Source organism: Agromyces sp. NPDC004153, from assembly GCF_053603635.1.
Genome location: NZ_JBSGFY010000002.1, coordinates 109,010 through 128,461, shown reverse-complemented (window position 1 = coordinate 128,461; position 19,452 = coordinate 109,010). Strand labels below are relative to the sequence as shown.

The following is a 19,452-nucleotide window of genomic DNA, read 5'->3' as shown; positions in this document are numbered from 1 at the left end:
CGGCCCTCTCCTAGTACACCGTGGTCGCGGGCTCGACCCGGCCGGTCTCGGGGTGGGGCTCGCCCACCTCGGGCGGACCCTTCTTGATGGCGCGGATCACGAGGCGCACCTCGACCACCGCGAGGGCGCCGTAGATCAGCGTGAACGCGACGAGCGAGATGAGCACGTCGAGCCCGGTGACGTTGGGCGACACCGCCGATTCCGTCCAGAGCAGGCTGAACACGATCCACGGCTGCCGGCCCATCTCCGTGAAGATCCAGCCGACGATCATCGCAGCGAGCGACAGCGGGAAGCTCCAGATCGCGACCTTCCAGACCCACGCCTGCTTCGGCATGCGCCCCTTGCGGGTCACCCACAGTCCGACGAGCGCGATGAGCACGTGCAGCAGGCCGAGGCCGATCATCCAGCGGAACGACCAGTAGGTGACCCAGATGATCGGGGCGTAGTCGCCGGGACCGTAGAGCGCCGTGTACTGGGCCTGCAGGTCGTTGATTCCCTCCACGCATCCGTCGAAGCTGTGCGTCGACAGCAGTGAGAGCAGGTACGGCACCCGGATCGAGAACAACTCCGACGTGCCGTCGGGCGTGCCCAGGGTGAACAGCGAGAACGAGGCATCCGCACCGCAGACCGTGTCGTACGTGGCCTCGGCCGCGGCCATCTTCATCGGCTGCGTCGCCACCATCGCGAGGCTCAGCTGGTCGCCGAAGAACGTCGTGAGGATGCCGGCGCCCACCATCGTCCAGAGGCCGAACTTCAGCGCGGGCCGCATGGTGTCGAGGTGCTGGTTGCGGGCGAGGTGCCACGCCGCCGCGCTGATCACGAGGCCCGCCGACACCATGAACGACGCCGCGATGGTGTGCGGGAACGCGGCCAGCGCGACCGGATTGGTGAGCAGCGCCCCGATGTCGACGAGCTCGGCGCGCCCCTTCTCGGCGTTCATCTCGTAGCCGACCGGGTTCTGCATGAACGCGTTCGCCGCGATGATGAAGTACGCCGAGATGATGCTCCCGATCGCGGTCGCCCAGATCGTGGCGAGGTGGAGGCCGCGTGGCAGCTTGTCCCACCCGAAGATCCAGAGGCCGATGAACGTCGCCTCGAAGAAGAACGCGAGCAGCCCCTCGAGCGCGAGCGGGGCGCCGAAGACGTCGCCGACGAACCGCGAGTACTCCGACCAGTTCATGCCGAACTGGAACTCCTGCACGATGCCCGTGACCACGCCCATCGCGAAGTTGATGAGGAAGATCGAGCCGAAGAAACGCGTGATGCGCAGGTACTCGGCCTTGCCGGTGCGATACCACGCGGTCTGGAACACCGCGGTGGTGGTGGCGAGTCCGATCGTGATCGGGACGAAGAGGAAGTGGTAGACGGTGGTGAGGCCGAACTGCCACCTGGCGAGCAGCAACGGGTCGAGCAGTTCGTTCACGGATGCCCCTTTCGGAAGCGCCGAGGTCCCAGGACGTGATTTCTACATGTCGTAGATCTTTCTTCTACGAAGCGTAGAACATTCGGGCCGTCGGCGGTAGTCTGGTGGCATGGCGAGTCTTGGCGAGTTGGAGCGCTCCGTGATGGAGGTGCTCTGGACCACCGACGGCGCGCTCACCGCGAACGAGCTGCGCGACGCGCTCGCCGTGCGCGACGAGCCGGGTCGCACGGTGGCCACCACGACCGTGCTCACGGTGCTCTCGCGCCTCGAGCGCAAGGGATTCGTCGCCCGCACGCGCGACGTGCGGCCGCACCGCTACCACGCGCTGCTCAGCCGTGAAGAGCACACCGCCGAGCTCATGCACGAGGTGCTCGACAAGGCCTCCGACCGCGACGCGGCCCTCGCCCGGTTCGTGAGCACCGCAACCGTGGGCGAGGCCGACACGCTGCGCCGCCTGCTCGACGAGCTCGCCCGCCGCTGACCATGCTCGCCGTCTCGGCGGTGCTCGGGATCCTCGCCCTCGCACTCGCGTGGCCCGTGCCCGTGGCGCTCTCGCGCGCCGAGTGGCCCGCCCGAACGCCCGCCGCGGCTCTGGCCCTCTGGCAGGCCATCGCACTCGCCGGCGGCCTCTCGATGATCGGATGCCTCCTCGCGTACGGCTCGGCACCCGAGGGCTCGCTGCCCGCCACGGTGGCCGCGCTCGCGCCCCACCTCCTCGACGGCCCGCTCCCGGCCGGATTCGGCGTCGCCGAGATCGCGGCGCTCACCCTCGCGGGTGCTGTCACGCTGCTGCTCCTGCTCAACCTCGGGCTCGTCGCCGTGCGCGCCGAGCGCGAGCGCCGGAGGCAGCACCAGCTCATCGACCTCCTCAGCGACCCGCTGCCCGGCGAGCCTCGCACGCGCGTCCTCGCGACACCGGTGCCCCTCGCCTACTGCGTGCCGGGCATCCGCACCGCGACCGTGCTCACCGACGGCCTCATCGACGCGCTCTCCCCCGACGAGCTCGGCGCAGTGATCGTGCACGAGCGCACGCACCTCGAGCAGCTGCACCATCTCGTGCGGCTCGCGTTCCGCGCCTGGCACAGCGCCATCCCGTGGTTCCCCATCGCGAACCGCGCCGAGCGCTCCGTCGTGACGCTCACCGAGATGCTCGCCGACGACGGGGCGCGCCGAGTCAAGGGCGACGAGCCGCTGCGACGCGCCCTCGAGCGCGTCGGCAACGCGGGCGAGTCCGCGTCGTTCCCGGATGCCGCGACGGGAGCCGATCCCGACGCGGCGATGCTCGCCGCCCGCCTCGGTCGGCTCGGCTCGGCGCCCGGTGGGTCGCGCGACGCGCGCGGAGCGCGTGTCGCCGCCCTCGCGGCATCCGTCGTGCTCGTCGCCGTCCCCCTGCTGGGGTATGCCGCGATCCTCGGAATCGTCCCATAGGGTGACGCGCCGGACGCCCGCCGTGGATACGCTCGAACGGTGAACGAGCTCCTCGACTGGATCCTCGAGACGGTGCAGGCCGTGGACCCGGTCGTGCGCACGCTGCTCGCGGGGCTCGGCATCATGCTCGAGACGTCGGTGCTCATCGGCCTCGTGGTGCCGGGCGACACCATCGTGCTCGTCGCGTCGACCGCGGTCGACGGCGTCGGCGAGTACCTCGCCCTCGCGTTCGCCGTCATCGTGGGCGCGCTCGTCGGCGAGAGCATCGGGTTCGCCCTCGGCCGCTGGTTCGGGCCGCACATCCACCGCTCCCGACTCGGACGGCGCATCGGCGACGAGAACTGGGCGCGCGCGCAGCGCTACCTCGACCGCCGCGGCGGCCCCGCGGTCTTCCTCTCGCGCTTCCTGCCTGTGCTGCACTCGCTCGTGCCGCTCACGGTCGGCATGAGCACCATGAGCTACCGCCGATTCATGGCGTGGACGGTGCCTGCGTGCGTCATCTGGGCGTTCGCGTACGTCACGGTCGGGTGGCTCGCCGCAGGCAGCTACCGCGAGCTGAGCCGGGAACTGCACTGGGCGGGCTACATCTTCGTCGCGGTCATCGCGGTGTTCCTCCTCGCGGTCTGGGCGGCGAAGAAGCTCATCATGCGCGTGGAGTCACGGCACATGGAGGCGCCCGCGGCCGACCGCGCCGCCGCCGCCGCCGCCGAGGGGACGGTACCCGTCGGTGCCGACCGCGACGACGAAGGGCCGGACGCCGAAGCATCCGACCCCTCGCCTCGCGGATAGGACCGCTCGGACGACCGCCCTAGAACAGCGACTGCTCCGAGAGCCAGTCGCTCGCGATCTGCTCGGCGGACTCCTGCTCGTTGACGCTCAGCGCGTTCAGCTGCACCAGGTCCTCGGCGGTCAGCGCCGCGCTCACCGTGTTGATGACGTCGGCGATCTCGTCGGTGACCTTCTCGCTCACGACGGGCACGACGTGCGACGCGAGGAAGAGGCCCTCGGGGTCTTCGAGCGTCACGAGGTCGTTCGCGGCGATGTTCGGGTCGGCGCTGTAGATGTTCACCATCTGCACCTGGTCGTCGACGAGCGCCTTCAGGGTCAACGGGCCGCCGCTGTCCTCGATCGGCGTGAAGCCGACCTCGACGCCGTAGACCGACTTCAGCCCGTCGGGTCCGTAGGGACGCGTCGCGAGCTCGGAGTTGCCGCCGAGGGTGATCGGCGTGGTGACGTTCTTCAGGTCGGCGAGGCTCGTGACGTCGTTCTCCTCGGAGAACGTCTTCGTCACGTTGTACGAGTCCTGGTCGGTCGCCGGCGACTGGTCGAGCACGCGCAGCCCCTCGGGCAGCGACGTCTCGAGCTCGGCGTAGACGTCGTCGCTCGTGGTCGCCTCGGTGTCGGGCACGTAGTACTGCAGCAGGTTGCCCGTGTACTCGGGGAAGACGTCGATCGAGCCGCCCTCGATCTCGGGGATGTACACCTCGCGCTGGCCGATGCGGAACTGCCGGTCGACCGTGTAGCCGTTCTCCTCGAGCGCCTGCGCGTAGATCTCGGCGATGATCTCGTTGGAGTAGTAGTCCTGCGAGCCGACGACGAGCGTCTCGGACGACGCCTCGCCCGTGGATCCGCCGTCGAGCGGATCGCCCGACGCACACCCTGCCAGGGCCACTGTCGCCCCGACCGCGACCGCTGCGAGCGCAACGAGCCGGCCTTTTCCTGCGGTGATCATGTTCGATTCCCTTCATTGATGGGTTGCCCCAGTGCCGCTCGGGACCGGGTCGGTCGCGAACGGAGCTCGGTGGACCTCGCGGCCCGCACCCCGGCGGGCACCACGAGTCGCTGGGTGATCGCGAAGCATCCGTCGACGACGAGCGCGAGGATGATCACGAGGATGGAGCCGCCGAGCATCTCGGCGTAGTCGCGGGTCTTCAGCCCCTCGAAGATGAAGCGGCCGAGGCCCTCGTCGGCGATGTAGGCCGCCAGCGTCGCGGTCGCGATGATCTGCAGCGTGGCCGAGCGGATGCCGCCCACGACGATCGGCATGCCGAGGGGCAGCTCGACCTTGCCCACGATCTGGTCCTCGCGCATGCCCATCGCCCGCGCCGCGTCGATCGTGCGCCGGTCGACGGACTCGAACCCGGCGTAGGCGCCCGCGAGGAGCGGCGGGATCGCGAGGATGACGAGCGCGATGATCGGCGCGGCGAGGCCGATGCCCAGCCAGAGCCCGAAGAGGGTCAGCGCGCCGAGCGTGGGCAGCGCCCGCAGGCCGCCCGAGACGCTCACGGCCAGGTTCTTGCCCCGGCCGGTGTGGCCGATCACCCCGCCGAGCGGAAGGGCGATGGCGGCGGCGATGACGAGCACGACCGCGGAGATCGCGAGGTGCTGGCCGATGCGGACGGGGATGCTGCCCGGCCCCGTCCAGTTCGCGGGATCGAGGATCCAGGCGATGCCCTCGAGGAACAGGTTCATGCGTCGACCTGTCTCGCCATGGGCACGGACGCCGACGAGCGACGCACCACCTCGCCCGCCCTGGTCCATGGCATGAGCAGGCGCCCGAGGAGCACGGCGGCTCCGTCGAGCGCGAGCGCGAGCACGATGGTCATCACGATGCCGGTGGCGATCTCGACCTGGATGCCGCGCTGGAAGCCGTCGGTGAAGAGGCTGCCGAGGCTCGGCACGCCGATGACCGCGCCGACGGTGACGAGGCTCACCGTGCTCACGATCACGACGCGGAGTCCCGACAGGAGCACCGGTCCGGCCAGCGGCAGTTCGACGCCCCAGAACCGGCCGCGCTCGGAGTACCCGACGGCGGTGGCCGACTGGCGCACGTCGGGCGCGACCGCGTCGAACGCGTCGGCGGCGGTGCGCACGATCACGGCGATGCCGTAGAGCGTGAGGGCGATCACGAGGTTCAGCGGCGATCGCAGGCTCAGGCCGGTGATCGGCGGCAGTGCGATGAACAGCGCGAGCGACGGGATGGCGTAGAGCAGGGCGCAGAGCGAGAGCAGCACGCCCCTCGACCACTGGTAGCGGTGCGCGAGCCACCCGATCGGGACGGAGATCACGAAGCTCAGTATGATCGCCGGCACCGACAATGCCAGGTGCACGAGCGTGAGCTCGGCGACGAGGTCGAGGTTCGACCAGAGCCAGTTCACGAGGCCAGGACCCCGGCCGGCCGGCCGTCGGCGTCCACGACCACGCTCCGGCCGTCCACGTCCGTCACATGCAGCGCCCGCTTGCCGCGGTCCGCGCCCACGAAGTCGGCGACGAACGCGTCGGCGGGGTGCGCGAGGATCTCGGCGGGCGAGGCGGCCTGCGAGATCCGGCCGCCCTGCTGCATGATGACGACCTGGTCGCCGAGGAGGAACGCCTCGTCGATGTCGTGGGTCACGAACACGACGGTCTTGCCGAGCTCGCCCTGCAGGCGCAGGAGCTCCTGCTGGAGCTCGGCGCGCACGATGGGGTCGACGGCCCCGAACGGCTCGTCCATGAGGAGGATGTTGGGATCGACCGCGAGCCCGCGCGCCACGCCGACGCGCTGCTGCTGGCCGCCCGAGAGTTGGCTCGGGTAGCGGTCGGCGAGCGAACGGTCGAGCCCGACCGTGTCGAGCAGCTCGAGGGCCCGCTCGTACGCCTCCTTCTTGCGGGTCCCCCGCAGCAGCGGAACGGTGGCGACGTTGTCGATCACCTTCCGGTGCGGCAGGAGGCCCGAGTTCTGCATGACGTAGCCGATGCCGCGCCGAAGTTGCACCGGGTCGACCGTCGCGACATCCCGGCCGTCGATGAGCACCTGGCCCGAGGTGGGGTCGACCATGCGGTTGATCATGCGCAGCAGGGTCGTCTTGCCCGACCCGGATGAGCCGACGAGCACCGTCGTCGTGTGCGGCGGGATGACGATGTCGACGTCCTCCACCGCGAGGGTGCCGTCGGGGTACTGCTTCGTGACACGGCGGAACTCGATCATGGCTGCCTCACTCCCGCGCGGGGCGGACGCCCCCGAATCGGGGTTCAAGCCAAACATCATTCATGTCTCTAGGCAACGCGGGTGACACGGCGGATCTTCCCGCTGCGATCCGCGTCGTTCCGAGACGTCGCACGTCGGACGGCACGACGAACCGACCGTCCGACGGCGCGACGGATCACGCCCGTCCGAGCGGGACGTGCGGTGCGGCGTCAGGCGGCCGAGCCGGCCATGCGCACCGCGCCGAGGTGCTCGGCGAGGTAGTCGTGCACGACGCGCTTCGCCTCGGCGAGGTAGCGCCGGTCGCCACCGGCCTCGCGCTCGTAGGCCCGGTTGATGAGCGCGTCGCCGAGCTCGAGGGCGACGCCGAGGCGGAACCGGAGCTCGGGATCGGACGACTGGTAGTCGAACTCCGCTTCGATGAGCTTCGCCATGCGGTGCGCGAACTCGGGCTCGGTGCCGTCGTCGGCGAGCTCCCGCTGTGCGGCGTGCACCACGCTGAACCCCGGCTCGTCGCCGTAGAGGGCGATCGAGGCGTCGAGGGCGACGCCGACGACGTCCCACCAGGTGCGCAGCTCGGTGTTCGCCATGTCCAGGGCCACTCGCTCGCGGAACCGTCGCACCGAGCGCTCGCGGAGCGCGTGCAGCACGGCGACGCGGTCGGGGAAGTAGCGGTAGACCGTCCCGATCGACGCGCCGGCGCGCTCGGCGACCATCTGCGTCGTGAGTCGTTCGAAGCCGATCTCGTCGACGATCTCGGCCGCGGCGTCGAGCAGCGCATCCAACCGCTGCGTGCTGCGTCGCTGCGTCGGCTCGGTGCGAACCACGCGCTTCCGGCTCGGATCGGCCCCGAGGAGCAGGTCGATATTCGGCACGGATCCTCCCTCTTGTGCGGCTCCACTCTACCTGTCGCACCACCCGATCCCCGACACGACGGGCGGGAGCCCGTTTTCCGGCCCGCCGGGGGCGCATGACAGACTGAGTGGATGCCGGCGAGCCCCCCGACCCCGGCCGGATCCATGGAGCGCCAGGTCCGGCATCGCGCCGCGCGCGTCGAGGACTGGATCCACGACGTTCGCGAGCGATGGGCGCGCCGTCGCGGCCACGTGCCGACGGTGGTCCCCTACACGGGCTACGGGTCCACCGAGTGGGTCCGCGTGTTCTGCCGCGTGCTGCTCTCGAAGCCCATCGCGGCCGACGAGCCGTCGAAGCGGCGCCGGCGGCGGCGCGAGCAGGGCATCCGCGGCTGGCGCAGCTTCACGAGCGTGCCGGTGGGCGACGTGCCCGTGGTCATCGAGGTCGGCGGTGAGCGGATCGAGGTGCTCGCCGACCGCGGCGGCGTCGTCGACACGCGCGTCCCCGTCGCGCTCTCACCCGGGTGGCACCAGGCGACGCTCCGCACCGAGGGTGCGGAGGCGGTCGAGGCGCCGATCTGGATCGTCGGCACCGACGTGGACTTCGGCCTCATCTCCGACGTCGACGACACGGTGATGGTCACGGCGCTCCCCCGCCCGCTCGTCGCGGCGTGGAACACGTTCGTGCTCGACGAGCACGCCCGCATCCCGACGCCGGGCATGGCCGTGCTGTACGAGCGCCTCGTGCGCGCGCACCCCGGGTCGCCCGTCATCTACCTCTCGACCGGGGCGTGGAACGTCGCGCCCACGCTCACCCGCTTCCTCTCGCGCAACCTCTACCCCGCCGGGCCGCTCCTCCTCACCGACTGGGGTCCGACGCACGACCGGCTGTTCCGCAGCGGGCGCGCCCACAAGGAGGAGAACCTCCGGCGGCTCGCCGAGGAGTTCCCCCACGTCAGGTGGCTGCTCATCGGGGACGACGGGCAGCACGACGAGGAGCTCTACGCGCGCTTCGCCGCCGAGCACCCCGAGCGCGTCGCCGCGGTCGCGATCCGTCGCCTCTCGACGGGTGAGGCCGTGCTCGCCGGTGGCCGCACGAAGGCCGAGCAGCACGGCGCCGACGTGCCGTGGGTGTCGGCGAGCGACGGCGCGACCCTGGCCGATCAGCTGGCCGACATCGGCCTGCTCTGATCCGCCGGTTCGACCCGCCGATCCCGCCCGGGCTGGATCCCGCAGCTGAGGCGGCGGTCCGGCCGCGTCAGCTCACGCCGGCGCGGCGACGGCGGCGGCGCGGCCGGCCCGCGACCGGCGGATGCGGGCGAGCCCGCGATTGACCTGCCGCGCCCACAGCGGCCCGCGGTAGATGAACGCCGAGTAGCCCTGCACGAGCGTCGCGCCGGCGTCCAGCCTGTCTTGCACGTCGGCGGCCGTGTCGACGCCGCCGACCGACACGACGCAGAGCCCGGCGGGCACGTTCGCGCGCACGAGCCGCAGCACCTCGAGCGACCGGGCGGCGAGCGGCGCCCCCGACAGGCCGCCGGCGCCGATGGCCTCGACGACGGATGCCGCGGCGCGCAGTCCCTCGCGCGAGATCGTGGTGTTCGTGGCGATGATCCCGTCGAGGCCGAGCCGGGTCACGAGCTCGCAGATGCGCACCACCTCGGCATCGTCGAGGTCGGGCGCGATCTTGACGAGCAGCGGGGTGTCGCCCGCCGTCCCCCGCACGGCCTCGAGCAGCGGCGCGAGCGCGTCGAGCTCCTGCAACCCGCGGAGGCCCGGCGTGTTCGGCGAGCTCACGTTCACGACGAGGTAGTCGGCGTAGGGGGCGAGCACGCGCGCGCTGCGCTCGTAGTCGCCGATCGCGTCCTCGACGGGCGTCACCCGGCTCTTGCCGATGTTGACGCCGAGCACCGGTCGGTGCGTGCGGCGTGCGAGCCGCGAGACGCGGCCCACCGCGGCATCCGCCCCGCCGTTGTTGAAGCCCATGCGATTCACGAGCGCGCGGTCCTCGATGAGCCGGAACAGGCGCGGCCGGTCGTTGCCCGGCTGCGCGACCGCGGTGATCGTGCCGATCTCGACGTGGCCGAAGCCGAGCTGGCCGAGGCCGCGCACGGCGAGCCCATCCTTGTCGAAGCCCGCCGCGATGCCGAACGGCGACGAGAACGTGCGACCCAGCGCCCGCACCTCGAGCGAGCGGTCGGGCCGCGTGAACAGCTCGACCAGCCGGCCGAAGCCGAGGGTCGGCAGTGCCCGAATGACGCGGAATGCGAGGTGGTGGGCGTCCTCGGGGTCCATGCGGGAGAAGACGAGGGAGAAGAGGAGTCGGTACATGCCGGGACTCAGGCTATCGGAGAGCCGACGTAGCCGACGCGCGTCACTCGACGGGACGGGCGGGCAGGCGGCCGTGCTCCTCGCGCAGCAGGCCGATGGCCGCCTCGAAGTCGTCGAGCGACTCGAACGCCTGGTACACGCTCGCGAAGCGCAGGTAGGCGACCTCGTCGAGCTCGCGGAGCGGCGGCAGGATGGCGAGGCCGATGTCGTTCGCCTCGATCTGCGACGCGCCCGTAGACCGGATGGTCTCCTCGACCTTCTGCGCGAGCACCGCGAGGTCGGAGTCGGTGACCGGACGCCCCTGGCACGCCTTCTTCACGCCGAGCACGACCTTCTCGCGGCTGAACGGCTCGATGACGCCGCTGCGCTTGATCACGGAGAGGCTCGCGGTCTCGGTGGTGGAGAAGCGACGGCCGCACTCGGGGCACTGCCGACGGCGCCGGATGGAGAGTCCGTCGTCGCTCGTGCGCGAGTCGATGACGCGGGAATCCGGGTGACGGCAGAACGGACAGTACATGGTGCTCCCAGCCTAGCGGCGCCGTCAGGGGCGCTCGCCGAACCGGGCGGTCACGGCCTCGCCGTGCGCCGGGAGGCCCTCCTCGTCGGACAGGGTGGCGATCACTGGGGCCACCTCGCGCAGGGCGGCCTCGTCGTACCGCACGACCTGCTGCGGGCGCAGGAAGGTGGCGGCCGACAACCCGGACGCGTAGCGCGCCATGCCGCCCGTCGGCAGCACATGGTTCGAGCCGGCCGCGTAATCGCCGAGGCTCACGGGCGAGTACGGCCCGACGAAGATCGCGCCGGCGTTCTCGATGCGCGCGAGCGTGGCGTCGGCGTCCCGGACCTGGATCTCGAGGTGCTCGGCACCGAACGCGTTCGCGAACGCCGCGGCCTGCTCGAGGTCGTCGACGAGGACGACGGCCGACTGCCGGCCCGTGAGCGCCGTGCGCACGCGCTCGGCGTGCCGGGTCGCGTCGGCGCGCGCCGCCACGCGCTGCTGCACGCGCTCGGCGAACGCGGCGTCGTCGGTCACGAGCACGGCGGCCGCGAGCTCGTCGTGCTCGGCCTGGCTCACGAGGTCGGATGCCACGAAGTCGGCATCCGCCGAGTCGTCGGCGATGACGAGGATGTCGGTGGGCCCCGCCTCGGCGTCGATGCCGGTGACGCCCGCGACGGCGCGCTTGGCGGCGGCGACGAACACGTTGCCCGGGCCGGTCACGCGCTGCACGGGCTCGAGCCCGAGGTCGGGCACGCCGTAGGCGAAGGCGCCGATCGCGCCGGCGCCGCCCATGGCGTACACCTCGTCGATGCCGAGCAGGGCGGCCACGCCCGCTATCGTCGGGTGGATGCGACCGCCGAATGCGGCCTGCGGCGGCGATGCGAGCGCGATCGAGCGCACGCCGGCGATCTGGGCCGGCACGACGTTCATGATGACGCTCGACGGGTAGACGAGCTTGCCGCCCGGGACGTAGAGCCCGACCCGCTCGACGGGCTGCCAGCGCTGCTCGACCACGGCGCCGTCGCCGAGCCGGGTCACGACGGGCGCGGGCACCTGCGCGGCGCTCGCGGCTCGGACGCGCTCGATCGTCGACTCGACCGCATGCCGCACATCGGGCGCGAGTTCGTCGCGGGCGGCCGCGAGCTCGTCGGCCGGGACGCGCACCGTCGGCGGGCGCCCGCCGTCGAACCGGTCGGCCTGGTCGAGGAGGGCGACGGACCCGTCGCGACGCACGTCCTCGATGAGCCCCCGGGCGATGTCGTACGCGGCCGAGACGTCCATCGCGGCGCGGGGCACGAGCGCGAGGAGCTCGGAGACGGACGGGCGGGTTCCGCGGAGGTCGATCGTGCGCAGCATGATCATCCAGCGTACCGACGTGTGCGGCGTCGGCTTGCGGCCGACGTCACACCAGGCAGTTCGGGCCGAGCAGGCTCTTCAGCTCCCCGTAGAAGTCGGCGGTGACCTTCACCGGGTACGGCAGCTCGAAGACCCGCGCGGTGCGGCCCTTCACGAGCTTCAGCCGCACCTCGGTGTCGCCGGCGTGCCGGATGAGCACATCGCCGAGGGCCGTGATCGTGTCGGTCGTGGCCCGCACGTCGGGCAGCGAGATCACCACCGGGCCGGACTCGTCGCCCTGGCCGAGCTCGGGCGAGAACACGCTGTAGGCGTGCAGGTTCATGCCGTCGTCGCGCAGGCTCACGCGGCCCCGCACGACCACGATCGAGTCGCCGCGCAACCCGGGCGCGAACTCCTGGTACGCCTTGCCCATGAACATCACGGTGATCTCGCCCGAGAAGTCCTCGACCTGGATCATGCCGTACTGGTTGCCGCTCTGGCGGGCGACCCGGTGCTGCACGCTCGTGACGAGGCCGGCGATCGTGACCGTGTCGCCGTCCTGCGTGGCATCCGACGACACCAGCTCGGTGATGGTGGTCGACGCGTGCTTCGCGAGCGGCGCCTCGAGCCCCGCGAGCGGGTGGTCGGAGACGTAGAGCCCGAGCATCTCGCGCTCGAACGCGAGCTTGTCGCGCTTGGCCCACTCGGGTCGGTCGGGCACGAGCGAGGGCGCGGCCTCGCGCTCGTGCTCCTCGAACAGGCTGTCGAAGTCGAACCCGACGTCGCCGACCTCCTCGGCGCGCTTCTCCTTCACGGCCGACTCGACGGCGCCCTCGTGGATCTCGACGAGCGCGCGGCGCGTGTGCCCGAGCGAGTCGAACGCGCCCGCCTTCACGAGCGACTCGACCGTGCGCTTGTTGGCGACCTGGATCGGAACCTTCTTCAGGAAGTCGTGGAACGCCTCGAACCGGCCCTTCTCCTCGCGGGCGGCCCGGATCGCGTCGACCACGTTGAAGCCGACGTTGCGCACCGCACCGAGCCCGAACCGGATGTCGTCGCCGACGGCCGCGAAGAACCCGATGGACTCGTTCACGTCGGGCGGCAGCACCTTGATGCCCATGCGGCGGCACTCGTTGAGGTAGAGCGCGAGCTTGTCGCGCGCGTCGCCGACGCTGGTGAGCAGGGCCGCCATGTACTCCGCCGGGTAGTGCGCCTTGAGGTACGCGGTCCAGTAGCTGAGCACGCCGTAGGCGGCCGAGTGGGCCTTGTTGAACGCGTAGTCGGAGAACGGCAGCAGGATGTCCCACAGGGTCTTCACCGCGGCATCCGAGTAGCCGTTGTCGTGCATGCCCTTCGAGAAGCCCTCGTACTGCTTGTCGAGCTCGGACTTCTTCTTCTTGCCCATCGCGCGACGGAGGATGTCGGCCTGGCCGAGCGAGAACCCGGCGACGCGCTGGGCGATCGCCATGACCTGCTCCTGGTAGATGATGAGGCCGTAGCTCGTGTCGAGGATGTCCTTCAGCGGCTCCTCGAGCTGCGCGTGGATGGGCGTGATGGGCTGCAGTCCGTTCTTGCGGAGCGCGTAGTTGATGTGCGAGTTCGCGCCCATCGGGCCGGGGCGGTACAGCGCGATGACGGCGGAGATGTCCTCGAAGTTGTCGGGCTTCATCTGGCGCAGGAGCGAGCGCATGGGGCCGCCGTCGAGCTGGAACACGCCGAGCGTGTCGCCCCGCGAGAGGAGCGCGTACGCCTCGGGATCGTCGAGCGCGAGGTCTTCGAGCACCGGGCGGAAGCCGCGGTTCGCCTCGATGTTGTCGAGGGCGTCGTCGATGATCGTGAGGTTGCGCAGCCCCAGGAAGTCCATCTTGATGAGCCCGAGGGACTCGCACGCCGGGTAGTCGAACTGGGTGACGATCTGGCCGTCCTGCTCCCGCTTCATGATCGGGATGATGTCGATGAGCGGGTCGCTCGACATGATGACGCCCGCGGCGTGCACGCCCCACTGGCGCTTGAGGTTCTCGAGGCCGAGCGCCGTGTCGAAGACCGTCTTCGCCTCGGCGTCCGTCTCGATGAGCGCGCGGATGTCGCCCGCCTCCTTGTAGCGGGGGTGGGCGGAGTCGACGATGCCCGAGAGCGGGATGTCCTTGCCCATGATGGCGGGCGGCATCGCCTTGGTGAGCTTCTCCCCCATGCCGAACGGGAAGCCGAGCACCCGGCTCGAGTCCTTGAGGGCCTGCTTCGCCTTGATGGTGCCGTAGGTGACGATCTGCGCGACGCGCTCGTCGCCGTACTTCTCGGTGACGTAGCGGATGACCTCGCCGCGCCGGCGCTCGTCGAAGTCCACGTCGAAGTCGGGCATGGACACGCGGTCGGGGTTGAGGAACCGCTCGAAGATGAGCCCGTGCCGCAGCGGGTCGAGGTCGGTGATCCGCATCGCGTACGCGGCCATGGAGCCTGCGCCCGAGCCGCGGCCGGGGCCCACTCGGATGCCGTTGTTCTTCGACCAGTTGATGAAGTCGGCGACGACGAGGAAGTAGCCCGGGAAGCCCATCTGCGAGATGACGCCGACCTCGTAGTCGGCCTGCTTGCGCACCTCGTCGGGGATGCCGTTGGGGTAGCGCACGTGCAGGCCGCGCTCGACCTCCTTCACGAACCAGCTCTCTTCGCTCTCGCCCTCGGGCACGGGGAACCTGGGCATGTAGTTCGCGCTGGTGTTGAACTGCACGTTCGCGCGCTCGGCGATGAGGAGCGTGTTGTCGCAGGCCTCCGGATGGTCGCGGAACAGGTGCCGCATCTCGGCCGCGGTCTTGAGGTAGAACTCGTCGGCGTCGAACTTGAAGCGGTTCGGGTCGTCGAGCGTCGAGCCCGACTGCACGCAGAGCAGCGCCGCGTGGCTCTTCGCGTCGTGCGCGTGCGTGTAGTGCAGGTCGTTGGTGGCGACGAGCGGCAAGTCGAGCTGCTTCGCGAGGCGCAGCAGGTCGTCCATGACGCGCCGCTCGATGCCGAGCCCGTGGTCCATGATCTCGGCGTAGTAGTTGTCGGGGCCGAAGATGTCGCGGTACTCGGATGCCGCCCTCACGGCCTCGTCGTACTGGCCGAGCCGGAGGCGCGTCTGCACCTCGCCGCTGGCGCAGCCGGTCGTGGCGATGAGTCCCGACGAGTACTGCTGGAGCAGCTCGCGGTCCATGCGGGGCTTGAAGTAGTAGCCCTCGATCGAGGCGAGGCTCGAGAGGCGGAACAGGTTGTGCATGCCCTCGGTCGTCTCGGACAGGAGGGTCATATGCGTATAGGCACCGGAGCCCGAGACGTCGTCTTCGCCGCCGTTGCCCCATCGCACACGGGTGCGGTCGCCGCGCGCCGTGCCGGGCGTGATGTACGCCTCGGTACCGATGATGGGCTTGATGCCGGCGTCGGTCGCCTGCCTCCAGAAGTCGTAGGCGCCGAACACGTTGCCGTGGTCGGTGACCGCGACGGCGGGCATCTCCTGCTCCTGCGTCGCCTTGATGAGCTCCCCGACCCGAGCGGCGCCGTCGAGCATCGAGTACTCGGAGTGGACGTGCAGGTGGACGAAGGAATCGGCGGCCACGGGGCTCCTCATCGAAGTACTGCTGGTGGATCTCGGGGGTGCTCCGAGTCTACGGCGACCCGCCCACGTCGCCGCCGGCGCGGCTCGCGAGTCGCGCCGGCGGCGACGACGGATGGGCTCAGTCGCCGCGCAGCACGTCGAGCGCGTGCGCGAGGTCGGCCGGGTACTCCGACTCGAACGTCGTCCAGTGCCCGGTGCCCGGATGCGTGAGCGACAGCTCCTTCGCGTGCAGCCACTGCCGGGTCAGGCCGAGCCTGGCCGAGAGCGTCGGGTCGGCGCCGTACATGGCGTCGCCGGCGCACGGATGCCGCTGGGCCGCCATGTGCACGCGGATCTGGTGCGTGCGCCCCGTCTCGAGATGCACCTCGAGCAGCGACGCGAACGGGAACGCCTCGATCGTCTCGTAATGCGTCACCGCGTGCTTGCCGTCGGACGTGACGGCGAACTTCCACTCCGACCTCGGATGCCGCCCGACCGGCGCGTCGATCGTGCCCGCGAGCGGGTCGGGATGCCCCTGCACGACCGTGTGGTAGATCTTCTCGACCTCGCGGTCGTGGAACTGGCGCTTCAGCTCGGTGTACGCGCGCTCGGACTTCGCGACGACCATGAGCCCGCTCGTGCCGGCGTCGAGCCGGTGCACCACGCCCTGTCGCTCGGGCGCGCCCGACGTCGAGATGCGGAAGCCGGCCGCCGCGAGAGCGCCGACGACGGTCGGCCCGTCCCAGCCGAGCGACGGATGCGCCGCGACGCCCGCGGGCTTGTCCACCACGACGAGGTCGTCGTCGTCGTGCACGATGCCGAGGTCGGGAACCGCCACCGGCACGACCTCGAGCGTGCGCGGCGGCTCCCAGCTCACCTCGAGCCACGCGCCGGCGCGCAGGCGATCGGACTTGTCGACCGCCGCGCCGTCGAGCGCGGCTCCCCCGGCGGCCGCGATGTCGGCGGCCTGCGTGCGCGAGAAGCCGAGGAGCTTCGCGAGCCCCTGGTCGACGCGCACGCCGTCGAGCCCGTCGGGCACGGGGAACGAGCGGTGCTCCATGCTCAGGACTCGGCGGCCAGCTGCGTGCCGGCGAGCGGGGTCTTCCCCTCGCCGGCGGCGGGCGCGCCGTCGGTGCCGTCCGCCGTCACCGCTCCGGGCGCGGGGGTGGCGGAACCACCGGTCGCCTCGGCATCGCCCGTGGCCTCGGCGTCGCGCGCGGCATCCGATCGCTTCGACTCGCGGATGCCGTCGAGGCCGACGCCGCGGATCGTGAGGATCATGAAGAGCACCATGCTCGACACGATGGCGATGTCGGCGACGTTGTAGATCGCCGGCAGCATCCACGGGGTCGAGATGAAGTCGATCACGTGGCCCAGGCCGAAGCTCGGCTCACGCAGGAGCCGATCGGTGAGGTTGCCCAGCACGCCGCCGAGCAGGAGCCCGAAGACGAGCGCCCACGCGATGGAGTGGATGCGGCGGGCGAACCACACGATGAACGTGATGACGCCGGCCGCGAGGATCGTGAAGATCCACGTCATGCCGCTCGCGAGCGAGAAGGCCGCACCGGGGTTGCGCACGAACTGCCATTGCAGCACCGGGCCCAGGACCTGGACGACCTCGCCCTCGGTGAGGTTCGTGACGACAAGGTACTTGCTCAACTGGTCGAGGCCGTACACCGCGAGGGCGGCCCCGACCAGGATGAGGAGTGCTGCGGTGGTGCCGACCTTCGCGGCCCGCTCAGCCGCCAAAGCCCTGGAAGGTCGGAGCGGGGGTCTGCTCGGCGGCGATGCCCGAGGAGAAGCCCTGGTTGCCCGAGACCTGCACCGGCGCGGCAGTGTCGAGCTCGCGCAGCTGGCCCTCGATGTAGCTCTTCAGCTTGGCGCGGTAGTCGCGCTCGAACACGCGGAGCTCGTCGACCCGCTTCTCGAGCGCCAGGCGCTCCTGGTCGAGGATGCCCATCTGCTGACGCTGCTTGGCCTCGGCCTCGGCGACGACGCGCGCGGCGGTGGCGTGGCCCTCGGCGATCAGCGCGTCGCGCTTCTCGATGCCCTCGCGCACGTGCTCCTCGTGGAGGCGGCGGGCGAGCTGCAGGAGGTTCGTGGTCGAGGTCTGCTCGTCGAGCTCGGACTGCGGCGCGGCGGGCGCCTGCGTCGGAACCGCGACGGTCGGCGGCGGGGCGGCCGGCTCGGTGTAGACCGCGGCGGGGGCCGGCGCAGCGGCGGCGGCGCCCTTCGACGCGTCCGCGGCACGGGCCTCGGCCGCGGCCAGGCGCTGGCGCAGCTCCTCGTTCTCGCCGTTCAGGCGTCGGAGCTCGACGACCACCTCGTCGAGGAAGTCATCGACTTCGTCCTGGTCGTAGCCCTCCCGGAACTTCGTCGCCTGGAAGCGCTTGTTGACCACATCTTCCGGAGTTAGCGCCATGGCTTCCCATCCCTCGAATCTGTCGGACCGTTTCGATCACGTTCTGCTAACGGTAGCAAAGGTCTCAGGAGGGCCGCAGTGCCGAACGTCACGGCGTGCCACCCTCGCAGGAGATCGTCAGCCGGATGCCGCGGCTCCGGCCGCCAGCCACGACACCACGGTCATGGCGACGATGACGAGCAGCATGGCCAGGCTCCACCCGAGGTCGAGTGCGACCTGGCCGATGCGTATCGGCGGCACGAGCCGCCGGAAGAAGCGCACGGGCGGATCCGTGACGCTGTAGATCGCCTCCACGACGACGAGCCAGAACCCGCGCGGACGCCAGGTGCGGTTGAACGTGCGCACGAGATCGAGGACGAACCGCGCCCACATCACGAAGAAGTAGATGAGGAGCAGCGTGTAGAGGATGTTCCAGACGACTGCCAGTACGCCCACGGGCGCCTACGCGTGGGTGAAGAAGGACGCGTCGACGTCGCCGTCGGCCTCGCCCGCCTCGCCCGACACCACGACGTGGGCGGGCGACAGCAGGAACACCTTGCTCGTCACGCGCTCGATCTTGCCGTAGAGGCCCTGCGAAAGTCCACTCGCGAAGTCGATGAGGCGACGCGCGTCGCCGTCGGACATCTGCGAGAGGTTGATGATGACCGGGACTCCCTCTCGGAAGGACTCGGCGATGACCTGCGCGTCACGGTACTGACGCGGGTGCACGGTGAGGATCTCGTTCATCTCCGCCTGCGGTGTGCTCTGGGGTACGTGGTGCTTGCGAAGCGGCGTGACGGCCGCTCCGGTCTTGGGGGCGGGGGCTGGTGCCGCCGCGTGCACGATCGGGGCAGCGGGCGCCGGCGCGGCCTGGGCTGCCTCGTGCTCGAGCTCCTCATCGGCGAGTCCGAGGTAGACCATGGTCTTCTTGAGCGGGTTCGACATCGCTGCCTCCGTCTTCGATCCGTCTCTTCCGAGGCTAACCGGCTTCCGGCCGATTGCCGGTGATTGCAGTGCCGATCCTCAGGTGTGTCGCACCCTCCAGCACGGCGTCGCGGAAATCGTGGGACATCCCGATGGACAGGTCGCCCGCGTCGGGTGCGATCCGCTGCACGCGCTCCGACAGGAGGCGCACGCGGGCGAACGCCGGGCGAGGCGGGTCGCCGAGCGGCGCGACCGCCATGAGCCCGCGCAGCCGGAGTCCCGGCGTCGCGAGGACATGCTCGACCAGCGGGTCGAGGTCGTCGGGCTGCACGCCGCCCCGCTTCGGGTCGTCGGTCAGGTTGACCTGCACGAAGCAGTCGACGGATGCCTCGTCCGAGCGCAGCGCGTCCACGAGCGATGCCCGGTCGACCGAGTGGATCGCGGCCGCGTACGCGCGGACCTGGCGCGCCTTCTTGCCCTGCAGCTGCCCGACGAAGTGCCAGCGCACGTCGAGGTCGGCGAGTTCCGCCGCCTTCCGCTGCGCCTCCTGGTGCCGGTTCTCCCCGATGTCGTGCACGCCGAGGCGCACGAGGTCGCGGATCAACGACACCGGCTGGAACTTCGTCACGACGATGGTCGTCACCTCGTGCGGGTTCCGGCCGGCGTCCCTCGCGGCATCCGCGATGCTGCCCTGCACCGAGGCGAGCCGGTCGGCGAGGTCGCTCATC

At 70.8% G+C, this 19,452-nt stretch carries 20 protein-coding genes; 4 read left to right on the top strand and 16 right to left on the bottom strand.

Annotated elements, in window-relative coordinates:
- Positions 1–10: 10 nt before the first annotated feature.
- Positions 11–1,423 carry a cytochrome ubiquinol oxidase subunit I gene (locus tag ACWEOH_RS14610; RefSeq protein ID WP_452032195.1) on the bottom strand — a complete coding sequence of 471 codons (1,413 nt, stop codon included), beginning with the start codon at positions 1,421–1,423 and terminating at the stop codon, positions 11–13.
- Positions 1,424–1,532: 109 nt separating this feature from the next.
- On the opposite strand from ACWEOH_RS14610, the gene ACWEOH_RS14605 reads away from it, so the two are divergent.
- Genes ACWEOH_RS14605 through ACWEOH_RS14595 form a run of 3 tightly spaced genes read left to right on the top strand, consistent with a single transcriptional unit; the run spans position 1,533 to position 3,640 of the window.
- The gene (locus ACWEOH_RS14605) at positions 1,533–1,904 is read left to right on the top strand and encodes a BlaI/MecI/CopY family transcriptional regulator (RefSeq protein WP_148735157.1); all 372 of its coding nucleotides are present in this window, start codon (positions 1,533–1,535) and stop codon (positions 1,902–1,904) included.
- Positions 1,905–1,906: 2 nt separating this feature from the next.
- Positions 1,907–2,851 (top strand): M56 family metallopeptidase, encoded by a 945-nt coding sequence (locus ACWEOH_RS14600; RefSeq protein ID WP_452032193.1) that lies wholly within the window; start codon positions 1,907–1,909, stop codon positions 2,849–2,851.
- A gap of 39 nt (positions 2,852–2,890) precedes the next feature.
- The gene (locus ACWEOH_RS14595; RefSeq protein ID WP_452032191.1) at positions 2,891–3,640 is read left to right on the top strand and encodes a DedA family protein; all 750 of its coding nucleotides are present in this window, start codon (positions 2,891–2,893) and stop codon (positions 3,638–3,640) included.
- Positions 3,641–3,659: 19 nt separating this feature from the next.
- Here the strand turns inward: ACWEOH_RS14595 and ACWEOH_RS14590 are convergent, their stop codons facing one another.
- From ACWEOH_RS14590 to ACWEOH_RS14570, 5 genes are all read right to left on the bottom strand, one after another.
- A complete protein-coding gene (locus tag ACWEOH_RS14590; protein WP_452032189.1) occupies positions 3,660–4,583 on the bottom strand; it encodes an ABC transporter substrate-binding protein in 924 nt (307 codons plus the stop codon).
- Positions 4,580–5,323, bottom strand: coding sequence for an ABC transporter permease (locus ACWEOH_RS14585; protein ID WP_452032187.1), 744 nt, complete (start codon positions 5,321–5,323; stop codon positions 4,580–4,582). Before ACWEOH_RS14585 ends, ACWEOH_RS14590 begins: the two co-directional genes overlap by 4 nt.
- Entirely contained in the window at positions 5,320–6,009 is a 690-nt protein-coding gene (locus tag ACWEOH_RS14580) for an ABC transporter permease (protein ID WP_452032185.1), read from the bottom strand. The genes ACWEOH_RS14585 and ACWEOH_RS14580 overlap by 4 nt, the downstream gene beginning before the upstream one ends.
- The gene (locus ACWEOH_RS14575; RefSeq protein WP_452032183.1) at positions 6,006–6,818 is read right to left on the bottom strand and encodes an ABC transporter ATP-binding protein; all 813 of its coding nucleotides are present in this window, start codon (positions 6,816–6,818) and stop codon (positions 6,006–6,008) included. Before ACWEOH_RS14575 ends, ACWEOH_RS14580 begins: the two co-directional genes overlap by 4 nt.
- A gap of 209 nt (positions 6,819–7,027) precedes the next feature.
- Complete coding sequence (locus ACWEOH_RS14570) at positions 7,028–7,690, bottom strand: TetR family transcriptional regulator (RefSeq protein WP_452032182.1); 663 nt, start codon at positions 7,688–7,690, stop codon at positions 7,028–7,030.
- A 111-nt stretch (positions 7,691–7,801) separates the two neighbouring features.
- Here ACWEOH_RS14570 and ACWEOH_RS14565 point away from each other — a divergent pair, with 111 nt between their 5' ends.
- On the top strand, positions 7,802–8,860 hold the full coding sequence (locus ACWEOH_RS14565) for an App1 family protein (protein ID WP_452032180.1): 1,059 nt from the start codon (positions 7,802–7,804) through the stop codon (positions 8,858–8,860).
- Between the two features lie 72 nt (positions 8,861–8,932).
- Here ACWEOH_RS14565 and ACWEOH_RS14560 read toward each other — a convergent pair whose 3' ends face one another.
- From ACWEOH_RS14560 to ACWEOH_RS14515, 10 genes are all read right to left on the bottom strand, one after another.
- Positions 8,933–10,000, bottom strand: coding sequence for a quinone-dependent dihydroorotate dehydrogenase (locus tag ACWEOH_RS14560; RefSeq protein WP_452032178.1), 1,068 nt, complete (start codon positions 9,998–10,000; stop codon positions 8,933–8,935).
- A 43-nt stretch (positions 10,001–10,043) separates the two neighbouring features.
- Positions 10,044–10,517, bottom strand: coding sequence for a transcriptional regulator NrdR (gene nrdR, locus ACWEOH_RS14555; RefSeq protein WP_148735167.1), 474 nt, complete (start codon positions 10,515–10,517; stop codon positions 10,044–10,046).
- 24 nt (positions 10,518–10,541) lie between these two features.
- The gene (gene hisD, locus ACWEOH_RS14550; protein WP_452032176.1) at positions 10,542–11,855 is read right to left on the bottom strand and encodes a histidinol dehydrogenase; all 1,314 of its coding nucleotides are present in this window, start codon (positions 11,853–11,855) and stop codon (positions 10,542–10,544) included.
- A gap of 46 nt (positions 11,856–11,901) precedes the next feature.
- Complete coding sequence (gene dnaE / locus ACWEOH_RS14545; RefSeq protein WP_452033882.1) at positions 11,902–15,372, bottom strand: DNA polymerase III subunit alpha; 3,471 nt, start codon at positions 15,370–15,372, stop codon at positions 11,902–11,904.
- 166 nt (positions 15,373–15,538) lie between these two features.
- Positions 15,539–16,459, bottom strand: coding sequence for an RluA family pseudouridine synthase (locus ACWEOH_RS14540; protein ID WP_452032174.1), 921 nt, complete (start codon positions 16,457–16,459; stop codon positions 15,539–15,541).
- Positions 16,460–16,461: 2 nt separating this feature from the next.
- On the bottom strand, positions 16,462–17,148 hold the full coding sequence (gene lspA, locus ACWEOH_RS14535; protein WP_452032172.1) for a signal peptidase II: 687 nt from the start codon (positions 17,146–17,148) through the stop codon (positions 16,462–16,464).
- Positions 17,138–17,821 carry a DivIVA domain-containing protein gene (locus ACWEOH_RS14530; protein WP_452032171.1) on the bottom strand — a complete coding sequence of 228 codons (684 nt, stop codon included), beginning with the start codon at positions 17,819–17,821 and terminating at the stop codon, positions 17,138–17,140. The genes lspA and ACWEOH_RS14530 overlap by 11 nt, the downstream gene beginning before the upstream one ends.
- A gap of 117 nt (positions 17,822–17,938) precedes the next feature.
- Entirely contained in the window at positions 17,939–18,256 is a 318-nt protein-coding gene (locus ACWEOH_RS14525; protein ID WP_148735172.1) for a YggT family protein, read from the bottom strand.
- A 6-nt stretch (positions 18,257–18,262) separates the two neighbouring features.
- Entirely contained in the window at positions 18,263–18,745 is a 483-nt protein-coding gene (locus ACWEOH_RS14520; RefSeq protein WP_452032169.1) for a cell division protein SepF, read from the bottom strand.
- 34 nt (positions 18,746–18,779) lie between these two features.
- Positions 18,780–19,451 carry a YggS family pyridoxal phosphate-dependent enzyme gene (locus ACWEOH_RS14515; protein WP_452032167.1) on the bottom strand — a complete coding sequence of 224 codons (672 nt, stop codon included), beginning with the start codon at positions 19,449–19,451 and terminating at the stop codon, positions 18,780–18,782.
- Between the last annotated feature and the right edge of the window lies 1 nt (position 19,452).